This window comes from Rufibacter tibetensis (genome assembly GCF_001310085.1).
GTDB classification, from domain to species: Bacteria; Bacteroidota; Bacteroidia; order Cytophagales; family Hymenobacteraceae; genus Nibribacter; species Nibribacter tibetensis.
In genome coordinates this window covers 119,482-133,588 of sequence record NZ_CP012643.1, presented here as the reverse complement: position 1 = coordinate 133,588, position 14,107 = coordinate 119,482, and the positions used below count along the sequence as shown (strand labels likewise).

General features: G+C 47.7%; 8 protein-coding genes. 4 read left to right on the top strand and 4 right to left on the bottom strand.

Annotated elements, in window-relative coordinates; all coding sequences use genetic code 11:
* Window positions 1–83 precede the first annotated feature (83 nt).
* From DC20_RS00515 to DC20_RS00500, 4 genes are all read right to left on the bottom strand, one after another.
* Entirely contained in the window at window positions 84–1,214 is a 1,131-nt protein-coding gene (locus tag DC20_RS00515) for an endo-1,4-beta-xylanase (protein WP_062542039.1), read from the bottom strand.
* A gap of 174 nt (window positions 1,215–1,388) precedes the next feature.
* Window positions 1,389–2,141 carry an SDR family NAD(P)-dependent oxidoreductase gene (locus DC20_RS00510; RefSeq protein ID WP_062542038.1) on the bottom strand — a complete coding sequence of 251 codons (753 nt, stop codon included), beginning with the start codon at window positions 2,139–2,141 and terminating at the stop codon, window positions 1,389–1,391.
* An 18-nt stretch (window positions 2,142–2,159) separates the two neighbouring features.
* Window positions 2,160–4,322, bottom strand: coding sequence for an alpha-glucuronidase family glycosyl hydrolase (locus DC20_RS00505; RefSeq protein ID WP_062542037.1), 2,163 nt, complete (start codon window positions 4,320–4,322; stop codon window positions 2,160–2,162).
* A gap of 156 nt (window positions 4,323–4,478) precedes the next feature.
* Window positions 4,479–5,531, bottom strand: coding sequence for a LacI family DNA-binding transcriptional regulator (locus DC20_RS00500; RefSeq protein ID WP_062545722.1), 1,053 nt, complete (start codon window positions 5,529–5,531; stop codon window positions 4,479–4,481).
* 596 nt (window positions 5,532–6,127) lie between these two features.
* On the opposite strand from DC20_RS00500, the gene DC20_RS00495 reads away from it, so the two are divergent.
* The 4 genes from DC20_RS00495 (at window position 6,128) to uxaC (ending at window position 14,107) form a co-directional block, all read left to right on the top strand.
* Entirely contained in the window at window positions 6,128–9,238 is a 3,111-nt protein-coding gene (locus DC20_RS00495; protein ID WP_083470195.1) for a SusC/RagA family TonB-linked outer membrane protein, read from the top strand.
* Window positions 9,238–11,205, top strand: a complete 1,968-nt coding sequence (locus DC20_RS00490) for a RagB/SusD family nutrient uptake outer membrane protein (RefSeq protein WP_245652271.1) — start codon at window positions 9,238–9,240, stop codon at window positions 11,203–11,205. Before DC20_RS00495 ends, DC20_RS00490 begins: the two co-directional genes overlap by 1 nt.
* Window positions 11,206–11,463: 258 nt before the next feature.
* Complete coding sequence (gene uxuA, locus DC20_RS00485) at window positions 11,464–12,633, top strand: mannonate dehydratase (RefSeq protein WP_062542035.1); 1,170 nt, start codon at window positions 11,464–11,466, stop codon at window positions 12,631–12,633.
* A 10-nt stretch (window positions 12,634–12,643) separates the two neighbouring features.
* Window positions 12,644–14,107, top strand: a complete 1,464-nt coding sequence (gene uxaC, locus DC20_RS00480) for a glucuronate isomerase (protein WP_083470194.1) — start codon at window positions 12,644–12,646, stop codon at window positions 14,105–14,107.

The window sequence follows — 14,107 nt, the reverse complement described above, 5'->3', positions numbered from 1 at the left end:
AATCCCTTCCGTTTAAGGGCTGTTTCAACCAAAACAGCCCTTAAACGGAAGGGATTTTTATTTACCGTAGGAAGAGGTTTTTTCTACTTCGCCTTCTTCTTAGAGTTCACAATGGCGTGGAAAGCTGGTTTTGGTTGGTAGTTGCGGTCGAAGATCATTGGGTAGCTGGTGCGACCTTTGATAGGCCAGTCGTTCAACCAGGAATCTCTGTCGGTTACTCCCCAGAACGTTACACGGGTGATTTTGTCTCTGTGCTTGTGAAATAAGGCGAAAAGCTCTGCATAGCGTTTTGCCAGCTTCTGTTGCACTTCTTCTGGTAAACCGTTGGTGTACACGTTATACTTCTGGTCGAAATCAAAGGTAGCGTCAATATCAGCACCCTGGCGGTTGCTAGGGTTAGGCAGCACATCAATATCCACCTCCGTGAACATCACCTTGCCAACTTTAGAAAACTTGATGATGCTTTCTTCTATTTGTTGGATAGAAGGGTTTTCCAAACCGTAATGTCCTTGCATGCCTATGCCGTCTACTTTCAAGCCTTTGGCTTGCAAGCTTTTCACCAGTTTAATGGCGCCATCGGCTTTGGCAGGCTTCCACATGTTGTAATCATTGTAGTACAGCTCCGCCTTAGGGTCAGCTTTACGAGCGGTAGCAAATGCATTGGCCAGGTACTCCTCGCCGGTGATCTTGTACCATTTGCTTTGGCGCAGGGTGCCGTCATCGTTTAAGGCTTCGTTCACTACATCCCAACCATTGATCTGGCCTTTGTACCGGCCGGCTACTGCCATGATGTGCTCGGTTTGCCGTTTCAGAAGTTGTTCTTTGGTGGCAGATTTGCCGGGCTCAGATTCAAACACCCAATCTGGGGTTTGCTGATGCCAGGTTAAGGTATGGCCTACAATAAACTGCTTGTGCTTCTTGCCCAGTGCAACAAAATCATCGGCGGGTTTAAAGTTGTAGGTATCAGGTTGCGGGTGCACGTTGCCCCATTTCAAGAGATTCTCTGGGGTGATGGTGCTGAAGTGCTGAGCGATGATAGCTTCTGCTTTGGGGTCCTTACCAGCAGCCTGCTGGTAGTTGAGCGCGGCTCCAATATAGAAATCATCCTTGAAGATTTGCTTCAGGGAAGGCTGTCCCTGGTTTAGCGTACCAGAAACGCACCCTAGGGAGGCGATGACAACCCCGGCCGCTAACATGATTTTGTTTTTTCTCATGGGCTTTCAATATGATCAGCTGATATGTTCTTGTAAAACTAATGCCATCGTTGGCATAAAGGTTCGAAATTGATAAAAAAAATATACTTGGAGAAGTAAGGCCCTTCTGTTTGAGTTTTTGTTTCAAAAAATTAGCCTCAAACAGAAGGGCACCTTGATTAAATACGGGAGTTCTTAGAAACCGATGGAGTTCCCTCCGTCTACCGGTAACACGGTTCCAGTCACATACCTGGCGCCATCTGAAGCAAAGAAATACACCGCTTCGGCCACATCGGCGGGAGATCCGAAATCACCCATTGGTGTGCGGCTTAGGGCCCGGTTCATACGCTCAGGGTCACTTTTCATAGCGGTAGCCGACATAGCAGTTCTGATAAAACCCGGGGCTACGCAGTTGATCCGGATGCCCATCGGGGAAAGCTCGGTGGCCATGGCGCGGGTCATTCCCTCTATCGCCGATTTAGAAGCGGTGTAGGAAATTACCTTCGGGATACCGTACTGCGAGGCCATGGAACTGATGTTCACGATAGAACCATCTCCGTGCGGCAACATTGTTTTCACCACTTCGCGGCTCAAGGCGAAGACAGCCGTCACGTTTGTGGTGTTGATGCGCTGGAATTCCTCATCAGTTACCTCCACAAAAGGCTTTTTCTGGTTAATGCCCGCGTTGTTCACCAGAATATCCAGCCTGCCGTGCTCCTGAGCCAGTCTTTCTACCAGAGCCGGAATACCTTCCAGGTTGCTCAGGTCATACGATTCTGTAATGCAAAGCTCCCCAAATTTGTCTTTTACATCTTTTAGTTTCTGCTCATCGCGGCCTATGACAATGGTTTTGATGTTTTGCTGGATAAACTTCTCTACAATGGCCAGGCCTATTCCTGAGGCACCACCAGTAACAATGGCGGTTTTAGATGCGGTGTTTTGAGTCATGTGGTTTTTAAATCAATGTTAAATGCCAGGCGCAAATTTGGGATCTATTTTCATATACTCCTCTAAAGTGCCTTGTGGCTTTTCAAGTTCTTGCGGAATAGGTCTTTTGGAAAACGTCTGGAAATACAGCAGACAGGCATCGCGCCACCAACGGGCATCCTTTTCCTGGATGGCCAGGTACTGCTTCACTTGCTGGTGTCTTTCCTTGTCTACTTGTCCTTCCAATGCATTCCAGGTTTTCTGCATGGTTCTTACAGAGTCTACGCCCCCAGAGTAGCGATAGCACAGTTCGTCCCACAGCGTTCTGCCGGATTTTGTTTTCGCATCCCAGGCTACGTGGTGGAACCAAAGCAACACTTCCTCTGGGCAGGTAGTAGGGTTTCCCCATAGCGCCTGCACTTCTGGAGCGTACTGCGAAAGGGCGTTGCTACCGGTCTTGGTGCGGTCAAAGCCTATGCCTTTTTCATCGGCGCGGTGGTAATACACGGAAGTCCAGTCAGCGCGCGGCTTATCTTTGATCCATGGTCCCGGGCCGTAGTGGTGGCTCCAACCCATGAGGTGGTGCAAGCCCATAGGCGTCATGTAATTCACCACTGCTTCGCGGGAGCCCATCATCATTTTTTTGATAGGCGCTACTTGCGCCGGAGAGTTAGAAAATGTCATTTTAATCCACTCGTCGGCAATGTCTTCAGAGGTTAAGGCATGGTCCCAGGCTAAGCGGCCGAAGGCGTACCAGTTGGCTTGCCCAAACGGATGGCTGGTCCAGTTGATGTCGTTCCCAATGTTGGCGACGCCGGCCATGCCCGAGATGGCGTGGTTGTTTAAACTTCCGTCTACTACTTTTGCCACGGTAGAACCATTGCCCTTGGCATACGTGTCAGACTCCAAGGTTTCTTTGAACATTGGAGCCAAATACGCCAAGTGGGTGCCTTGCCCAAGGTATTCCTGCGTGATCTGAAACTCCATCATGAGCGGCGTTTTAGGCATGGCGCCGAACAGTGGATGGAAAGGCTCCCGGGGCTGGAAGTCAATGGCGCCGTTCTTTACCTGCACCATCACATTGCCCTGGAAGGTGCCATCCAATGGCTTGAACTCGGTGTACGCTTGCTTGTGACGGTCATCGGGCACATTGTTGTCATACACGAAGGCACGCCACATCACAATGCCACCTTTAGGGGCCAGTACCTCGGCCATCATGTTGGCACCGTCTGCATGAGATCGATTGTAATTCTGGGGGCCGGGCTGTCCTTCAGAGTTTGCTTTTACCGTAAACCCGCCAAAATCAGGAATATAGGTGTAAATCTCGTTCACCTTGTTTTTCCACCATGCTTTTACCTCAGGGTTCAACGGATCAGCCGTTTTTAGTTTGCCTAATTCAATAGGTGAGCTGAAGCGTGCTGTCAAATAGACTTTGATGCCGTACGGACGGAACACATCGGCTAAGGCTTTTACTTTCTTGAGGTATTCTGGGGTAAGCACCAGCGAATTGGCGTTCACGTTGGTAAGCACCGTACCGTTGATGCCAATTGAAGCGTTGGCGCGGGCGTAGTCAATGTAGCGATGGTCAATGTAATCTGGCAGTTTGTGCCAGTCCCAGATAGAGAAGCCGGCGTATCCGCGCTCCACGGTGCGGTCCAGGTTGTCCCAGTGGTTTAAGATGCGCAGTTTGGTTTTGGGGCTGTTGCTGACGTTCAGGTCTTTGAGGCTTTGCTGGGTTTGCAGCAACTTAAGGAGATGGAAGGTGCCGTACATCACGCCTTTTTCAGAGTTAGCGGCAATAACGGTGTAGTCTTTTCCTTTGTGTTTTTGGGAAAGCAGCAGAAAACCTTCCTGGCCCACTTCATTCAGTTTCTGTTCCAGGCCCATTTCCTTGATGAGCGAAGATGTTTCTGGCGTGCCTGCCACCAAACCTCTTTTGGTCGCTTTATCAGACACTGTCACCTTAAAACCCAAAAGACCACTCAAACCCATTTGCAGTTCATCTTTCACTACCGTCAGGGTAGGGGAGGAACCTTGTACCGTTACGTCCTCAAGAGCTTTGCGGTATTGTTTCAGCAGGTCTTTGTTTTGAATTAGATCATAGCGTTGCCAAAGACGATAACCGTCTTCCGCCTGGGCAGCACTCTGCCAGAAGATTAGAGAGAACAGAAGGGCGAGTCGAATAACTATTTTCTTGCTCATGTTGCTAGTCTGGGGAGGATTTGTGGAAGGAAAATATTTTAAGCCTGCTTATAGGCTTTTTTCTGAAAGTTGCGCAGAAAACAGCACTACAATGTTTTCTTAACAGAAAGCCTTTCCTCTTACCACAGATGCTTTGGTAAGAGGAAAGGCTTTCTGTTATATAAGGATTGCTTTCTTTTTAGTGCTAATCTTGCTTCTCAGCGAGGAGTCCCGGATGATCAGCTCAGATCGTAGATTAATGGTATTGCTGGGAATACGTTCCGTATTGCCACCCATCTGCAACAGTAAAACCCTTACAGCTACTTCTCCCATTTCCTGACCCGGGTAATTGATGGTTGTCAGATTTGGCTCCACTACTCTGGAGATGGCGTCATTGTTGAAGCCTACTACGGCAATGTCTCTGGGTACTGAAACGCCTGCTTGTTTTAAGGTCTTGATGCAACTCACCGCGCAAGTGTCGTTTGACACAAAGATGCCATCCGGCAAAGGATCCATCTTCAGGATCTTTTTCGCTGCTTCTTCGCCGGCTTCTTCACTCAGGTTGTTGATGATGACATTTGCATCATTATACGCCAGATTGTGGTCAATTAAAGCATACTTGTACCCCTTAAGACGATCTGAATACACGTTCCTTTTCAGGTTACCTGTGATGTTGACAATGTTGGTGCAACCCTGTTCAATTAAATGCGAAGTGGCCTGGTAGGCTGCCTGAAGGTTGTCAATGACAATGCTGGTACAGTTACGGTGCTCTGCTACCCTGTCGTAAAAAATTACCGGAATGCCTTTGTTGATGATATTCAGAAAGTGGTCAATGTTCTCGGTCTCATAAGACAAGGAAACCAGTAAACCGTCTACCCGGCTGTCAAACATGGTTTTGGCATTGGCAACTTCTTTCTGCAACGTCTCCAATGACTGGCTGATGATCAGGTTATAGCCTGCATCATTCGCCACTTTTTCCATACCTGCCAGGACAGAAGACATAAAGGGGCTGTTCAACCGGGGAACAATGACCCCAATGGTATTGGTGCGCTGCGTTCTAAGATTACTGGCAAATAGATTAGAACGATACCCCATCTGCGCAGCCGCATCAGAGATTCTCTGTTTTGTCTTCTTGTTCACCGCCGGGTGGTCATTCAAGGCCCTGCTAATAGTAGTGGGAGACAAGTCCAGTTCTCTTGCTATGTCGTATATCGTGATATCCTTCTCCATGCTGGTAACTTCGTGCTGTAACAAATATATGAAATCGGTTTCAATATTAACAATGCCTCTATTTCTAAATATAGGAAAATCTAAGCACTTCTGAAACTACATTCTTTAATTGAATGAAACAAAATTTTGACCTATTTTAAGTTTGATAGGCTAATAAAGCCAGATTAGGACGATTTGATTTTGTTAATTGAAGGAAGGAGTGCTTAGAATGCTTTTCTTGTTGCATCTTAAAACCAGTGATTATTCACATAATTAAAATTTAAAGCCAAGATAAGGGATTCTTTTTTTGAAAAGTTTTATGAAATCGGTTGTATTATTTGAAAATTATATTCAAGTTTGTAGAGAAGTGAAGAATGAGAAAAGATGGAATAGAGTTTATGCCATCGATGGCATGAGGTCTGATTTTTTTCTACCCTATTCACAAGTATTGTTTCTGGTTGGTAAAACAATTTGAATAGGCTTCAAGATAATTTCATGCCTACTAAAGGAAAGAAGATTTTACACCTGAAAGGTAGCAATCCTATACAACCACTTTACAACACTTTATTTTAATTATGCTTACCCTCACCAATACTAATCAACTAAATTAAATATGTATGAAAGGTAATATTACCCAAAATCCCAGATCAACGATTTCGCTTCTGAAGAAGCCTGAAATCCTTAAGCTAGCCATGTTGCTAGTGGTTTCTCTGCTGATGAGTGTGCCGGCCATGGCGCAGAGCTTGACGGTTTCTGGGAGAGTGACCGATAAAACCGGAGGAGGTTTGCCTGGGGTAACCGTTCTTTTGAAAGGAACAACCACTGCTGCTCCCACAGATGTGGAAGGTAATTACTCTATTTCGGTTCCAAGTGGTACCGGAACGTTGGTGTATTCTTTCATTGGGTATATCCCCCAGGAAGTAGCGATCAATAACAGAAGCACGATTAATGTGACCCTGGCCACTGACCAGCAGACCCTGGATGAGGTGGTGGTAGTAGGGTATGGTACCCAGAAAGCAGAAGCGGTAACTGGTTCAGTAGCTTCCATTAGTGGAGATGCATTACGTGAAGTGCCAGCGGCAAATATTTCGCAAGCTCTGCAAGGACGTCTGCCAGGTGTGGAGTTTTCACAGTCTTCCTCACAGCCAGGTGCTGGTATGCAAATCCGTATACGTGGTACTCGTTCGCTTTCAGCCAGCAACGATCCCTTAATAGTATTAGATGGTATTCCTTTCCCAGGATCCATTGGAGACATCAACCCGAATGATATTCAAAGTGTTGACATCCTGAAGGATGCGTCTGCTACTGCTATTTATGGATCCAGGGGCGCAAACGGAGTTGTTTTGATCACCACGAAAGGAGGCAAAGCAGGCCAAAAGCCACAAATCACTTATGATGGTTTTGTTGGTGCTAAAACAATTTTCTCTAAATACCCCATGATGAGTGGTCCTGAGTTTGTTGCTCTTCGCAAAGCAGCGGGTCAGTACACCAACGCCTTAGATGAGGCTGATGATGTAAACACTGATTGGCAGGATCTGCTTTACAGAACGGGTATTCAAACAAACCAAAACTTAGGTGTTTCTGGTGGTACTGAAAACGGCCGTTACAATTTCAATGCTGGGTATTACCAGGAAGAAGGCGTAATCCCAACGCAGCAGTACACCCGTTATACCGTGCGTGGTACACTTGATCAAGGCGTTGGAAAATATTTCCGTTTAGGTTTCACCACAAACAATACCTACAGTTTGTCTGAAGGTTCTAACGTGGGCTTGTACGGAGTGTTAAGCATGTCTCCAATTGCTAACCCGTACAACCCTGATGGTACTCTGAAGAGAACCGTTAGAATGCCATTGGATGAGCAGTGGGTGTACACCAGAGACGTGGTAGAAGATAACAGAGACAGATGGTTAAGTGAAACCAGATCTATGGCTTCTTACAATACATTCTTTGGGGAAGTTAAAATTCCTGGAGTAGAGGGCTTGAAATATCGTATCAACTTGGGTGTTAATTATCGTCAGGCTCAAGGTGGCGCTTACACCGGGCAGGGAATTAATGCTGTCAATCCTACCACTGTTTCTACTGCCTCTGTTAGCAACCAGATCACAACAGACTGGACCATTGAAAACATTGTATCGTATGACCGCACATTTGCTGGAAAGCATAATATAAATGCGGTAGGTTTATATTCTGCCTCTGATACAAAATTCAACAGATCACGCATTGCCGCCAGAGATATTCCTTCAGACGGATTCCAGTATTACAATTTAGGACTGGCCGCAGGAGAGATCACGGTGAGCCCAGGCGATCAGCAATATTTCAAGAGTGGTTTATTGTCTTATATGGGTCGTGTGATGTACTCGTATGATGATCGTTACATGTTGACCGCAACCGTTCGCTCTGATGGGTCTTCAAGACTTGCCCCTGGGTATAAGTGGCATACCTATCCTGCCCTTTCATTAGGATGGAACGTTGCCAGAGAAAGATTCATGGAGAGTGTTTCTGCCATCAACATGCTGAAACTGCGTGTTGGATACGGTAGAACTTCAAATCAATCTATTGCTCCTTATTCAACTCTTGGACTACTAGCCACCAGACCTTACAACTTTGGTCCTACCAATTACCAAACTGGTCTCTTTGTTACCCAATTGCCTAACCCTAATTTAGGATGGGAATTTTCTAAAACCTGGAACTACGGGTTAGATTTCGCTGCCCTGAACAATCGTTTGTCTGGTACAGTGGAGTACTACATCACCAACACAGAAGACATTCTGCTTGGTCTTCCCTTGCCTTTCACGTCTGGTGTGAGCAGCTATACTGCAAATATTGGAGCTACCCAGAACAAAGGGGTGGAGCTTTCTTTGAACGGCGTGATCTTGGATAACCTGAACGGCTTTACATGGGAAGCTGGTGTCAACATGTATGCTAACCGCAACAAGATTGTATCACTTGCCGGTGAGCAACAGAGAGACGAAGGAAACTGGTGGTTTGTTGGCCAGCCTATCAACGTAATCTATGACTACGAGAGAATAGGTTTGTGGCAGGAAGAAGATCCGTACAGAAACATTCTTGAGCCAGGCGGAAACGTAGGTATGATCAAAGTGAAATACACCGGCGAATACAAACCTGATGGTACACCTGCCAGAGCCATTGGACCTCAGGACCGGCAAATTCTGGATGTGAATCCTAACTTCCAGGGTGGTTTCAACACCCGCCTTGCTTACAAAGGATTTGATTTGAGCGCAGTAGGTGCCTTCCAGAACGGCGGTATTTTGATCAGTACTCTTTACGGGTCAGCAGGTTACCTTAACATGATGAACGGCCGCCGTGGAAACGTGAAAGTGGACTATTGGACACCTGAGAACACAGATGCCAGATTCCCTAAACCAGGTGGAATCGCGAGCGGTGATAACCCAAAGTATGCCAGTACTCTTAGCTACTTTGATGCCTCTTACATGAAAGTACGTACCATCTCTCTTGGCTATAACTTTGACAACAACGCGTGGTTGAAAAACGCTGGTGTGAACAGACTACGCCTTTATGTGACTGCTCAGAACCCATTTGTGATGTTCTCACCTTACCACAGAGAATCTGGTATGGATCCTGAAACCAACTCTTACGCCGACCAAAATGTGGCAGTAACTACAGGTACTCCAAACCGTCTGCTAACGATTGGCACGAACGCACCTGCCACCCGCAGCTACTTAGTGGGCTTAAACGTTACATTCTAATGAAGACAAAAATGAAGAGTTTTAAAATAAAGTTTCTGATTGGAGCAGCCGTGATCTCTATGTCCGCGGCAGGGTGCTCAGATATCCTGGAGGAGGAGCCTCGCAGCCTTTATACACCTGAATACTTCCAGAGCGAGAGAGGTGTACAAGGAGGTCTAACGTCTATGTATGCTCATCTGCGCTATATCTACGGAGATGCTTACTATTATAACACTACTCAAACGGGAACAGATGAAGTTACCTATGGCAGAGATGCCGACGAGAACTTCCTGGTAATGGACCTGTCAGGCAGAGGGGTGATCAATTCCAATAACAGCCGGGCAGATAGATTATGGACCAACGCGTTCCCTAACATCAACACTGCAAGTGGGATTATTGAGAATGGCACTGCTGTAAGCACTATTTCACCTGCCCTCATTGCTGAAGCTAGGTTTTTCCGTGCTTTTGATTACTTCCTGCTGGTACAAACATTTGGCGGGGTGCCCTTGGATTTGGGTGCTGGAGAACTGAAGTTCAACACCAACCCAATCAGAACTTCTGTGCGTAACACAGTTCCTGAAGTTTACACCAAAGCCATTTTCCCTGACCTGTTGCAAGCTGTCAATGATTTACCAACAAACCCACGCGTTATAGGTGGTGCCACCAAGACACTTGCCCGCTTGTATCTGGCAAAAGCGTATCTGACGTATGCATGGTGGTTGGAAAACCCTAATAACATTCCAACTTACCCGGCAACTCCCAGAACCGACCCGAACGGAAGAAATGCACAGTATTATTATCAGCAGGCGTATGATTTAGCAGTAGCAGGTATTGAGAACCCAGGTCCGTTCCGTTTGCAGGCAACGTACTATGATGTGAATCTGGCTCAGAACGACCGCAACAGTGAGTTAATGCTGTACGCTGACCATACCGAAACCAGTGAGTTGTACAATGGCGGTAGCCTTACGTTTGGTACCGGTAACTCCCCGGATAACTTTGCCGGCTGGATGATGACCTGGAACTATACTAACATCAGAAGCGCTGCCAATCCAAACGGAACTGGTCCATTCTCTTCTGTTCAGCGCGAAGCAGCTCAGCCATTAGGACGTCCCTGGACCCGTATGGCGCCAACCATTGGTGCCGTTGAGAATACCTTTGCTGATAAAACCAATGACTCCCGCTACGATGGAACCTTTACCACCGTCTACCGGGGTAACTGGCCAAAAGCAGGGGGTAACCAACCAGCGGTTGCCTACAACGCAAACAATTTACCTGTTAGCCCAGGTCAGCCAATCCTGACTTTCCTGAACGAGGAACCAGCAACAGCCATCAATTACCCAACCGGAGGAGGTAAAAGTAATGTTGGTGCTGGAGAACTGCCAGGAAGAGCAGATTATGTGATTTCTCCACGCGGGATTAGCCGAATTGTTTATCCGGGGCTTTGGAAGCTAGGTCCTTACCGTACTGACAATGCCGGTGGTCTGGGGCAGCCAAATGCGGGCAGCACCCGTCCGTTTAACATTGCTAAATTCTCTGAGCTTTACTTTGTAGCGGCTGAGGCGGCTGTAAAAGGCGCCACCACTAAAGCCGGTATGACGGCAAGAGAATTGATAAACGTGATTCGTGCCAGAGCTGGTAAATGGCGTTATGACAACAACGGCAACATGGCCAAGGTACAGGACAATAGTGCTGCAATGGTAGCCGCTACTCCAGCTACTATAGACATCAACTATATCCTGGCAGAGCGTTCACGTGAGTACTATGGCGAAGGATATCGCTGGTATGATCTGGTACGTACCCAGAAATGGAATGAGCTTGCCTCTACGTATCGCATTGCCGGAAACAACTACGGTGACCATACTCCTGTAACCGTTACCCGCACAATCCAGCCACATCACTACCTGCGTCCAATTCCACAGGGGCAGCTTGACCGGATGGATGTACCTGCAGAAGTAAAAGCAACGTATCAAAACCCTGGGTACTTATAGTGTTGAATTAAGAAGGGATGGGTGCTACTGTTGAATCATTCATCCAACCTCATATGAACAACTTATAATGATCTAGAAACAAAAAGGGCGGCAAGTTTAGAACTCTAACTTGTCGCCCTTTCTATTTAGAAGATAAGGAAACAACTTGTCTCTTAGGAACCTCTAAGAATAGAATGACTGAACATGACTCAACATGCACTTTCTATTCTATCTTTAGTCTAAAGATGGTCTTAGACCGCAGATATAAAACCTAAAACTATGTCATTACTTCAAAGCTGGAGATGGTACGGCCCCAATGACCCCGTGACCCTGCAGGATGTGAAACAAGCCGGTGCCACCGGTATTGTAAGTGCTTTACACCATGTGGCGCATGGCGCAGTGTGGCCCTTAGACGAAATCCAGGAACGGAAACGCATTATAGAAGAAGCCGGCCTTGTGTGGGCGGTGGTGGAGAGCGTGCCGGTTCATGAAAGCATCAAAACCCGCACCGGCGATTATGAGCAGTATTTGGAAAACTACCGCCAATCGCTACGCAACCTGGCTGCTGCTGGCCTGAAAACCATCTGCTATAACTTTATGCCGGTGCTGGACTGGACCAGAACCAATTTGGCGTATGAACTAAAAAACGGCGCCAAAGCCCTTTATTTTGACTGGGCAGACTTGGCGGTTTTTGATTTGTACATCCTGAAAAGGGAAGGAGCCGAGCAGGATTACTCCCAAGCTGTGTTGCAGCAGGCCAAAGAGCGTTTTGAAAGCTTCATACCAGAGCAACTGGGGTTGTTGAGTGAGATCATCCGGATGGGCGTGCCCATGGAGGGCTTCATTACGCTGGAGCATCTTACCGAAAGCATCAGCATTTATAAGAAGATTGGGCATGCCGGACTGCGCGAGAACCTGGCGTACTTCCTGGAGTCCATTATGGACGTTTGCGAGGAAAACGGCCTAGTCATGACCATTCACCCCGATGATCCGCCGTACCCAATCTTAGGGCTGCCAAGAATTGCCTCCAACAAAGAAGATCTGGAGTTTATCATCAATAGAGTAGACCGGGAGCCGAACGGCATTTGTTTCTGCACGGGTTCTCTGGGCGCCGGAGGGCACAACAACCCTGTGGAGATCCTGAAGTCTGTAGGGCACCGGGTGTACTTTGCGCATTTGCGAAACGTGCTGAAGGATGAGAACGGCAACTTCTATGAATCTGACCACCTGGCCGGCGACGTGGACATGTACGGGGTCATGAAAGAACTGGTAGCCATTAACCGCACCCGCCAAGAGCCTATTCCGTTCCGGCCAGACCATGGGCACCAGATGCTGGATGACCTGCATAAAGTTACTAATCCAGGGTATTCTGCCATTGGCAGGTTGCGAGGCTTGGCAGAACTGAGAGGTTTGGAAATGGGCATTGAAAGAACAGTTTACCCTTCTTAAGAACACAACTATGGCAGAGAGCATCAATCCTAGTACTTCCCCCGTTGCTTCTCGTAGCACCCCACCTCCTGCAGGAACTTTCCTGCAGGAGGACTTTTTATTGCACACCAACGCGGCCCGACAACTCTACCATGAGTTTGCCAAAGGATTGCCCATCATTGATTACCATTGCCATTTATCGCCGCAGGCAATGGCCGAAAACCAGAACTATCCTAATCTCACCAGCATCTGGTTAGCCGGAGACCATTACAAATGGCGGGCATTGCGCACTTTAGGCATTGACGAAAAATACATCACCGGCAATGCCTCTGACGAGGAGAAGTTTCTGAAATGGGCCGGAGCAGTTCCGTACACGGTGCGAAATCCATTGTACCACTGGACGCACATGGAGTTGAAGAACCCATTTGGGGTGAATGAACTTCTCACCGAGCAGAATGCCCAGCAGGTGTACGCCCACTGTAACCAACTGCTGCAAAAGCCAGAATTCACCCCTCAGGGACTATTAACGCACTTCAATGTGGAGATGGTAGGCACCACCGATGACCCTGCAGATGACCTTACGTTTCACCGGCAGTTAGCCGAAAGTAGCTTCAAAACGAAAGTGCTGCCTTCGTTCAGGCCAGACAAAGTATTCAACCTGGCGGGCGGTGATTCCTTCCGCGCCTACATCCGGTTGCTAGCCAGTATCACCGGCACCGAAATCTTCAACTTTGACACCTTGCTGGAAGTCTTAGAAAAGCGAGTGAATTACTTCCATGACCATGGCTGCCGCATTGCGGACCATGGGTTAACCAATCTGCCCAGCCTCTCGGCGGCTTCGGTAGACCTGGAAGAAGTCTTTCAGGACGTGTTGGCCGGAAGAGACCAACTAGCCGCTCAGCACCAGGAGGGGTTTACTTCCTTCCTGTTGTTGGAGCTTTGCAAAATGTACTACCACAAAGGCTGGGTGCAGCAATTCCACGTGGGCGCTATCCGGAACAACAACAGCCGCATGCTCCAGGTAAACGGCCCAGATACGGGCTATGATTCCATTGGGGATTATCCTCAGATCCACAACATGGCTGCGTTCTTCAACCAACTGGAAGAAGAAAACTGCCTCACCAAGACCATTATCTACAACCTCAACCCCGCTGACAACGCGGCTTTTGCCACCATGATCGGGAACTTCCAGGGCGGTGGCATCAAAGGCAAAATGCAGTTCGGCTCTGCCTGGTGGTTCTTGGATAACCTGGACGGCATGAAGGAGCAGATGAACGCCCTTTCCAATATGGGCCTCCTCAGCTGTTTTGTGGGCATGCTCACTGATTCCAGAAGCTTTCTTTCTTACTCGCGACATGAGTACTTCCGGCGCTTGCTGTGCAACCTGCTGGGCGAAGACATGGAACGTGGTCTGCTGCCCATGGATTTTCCCTGGATTGGCAAAATTGTGCAGGATATCTGCTACTACAACGCCAAGAATTACTTTCCATCATAA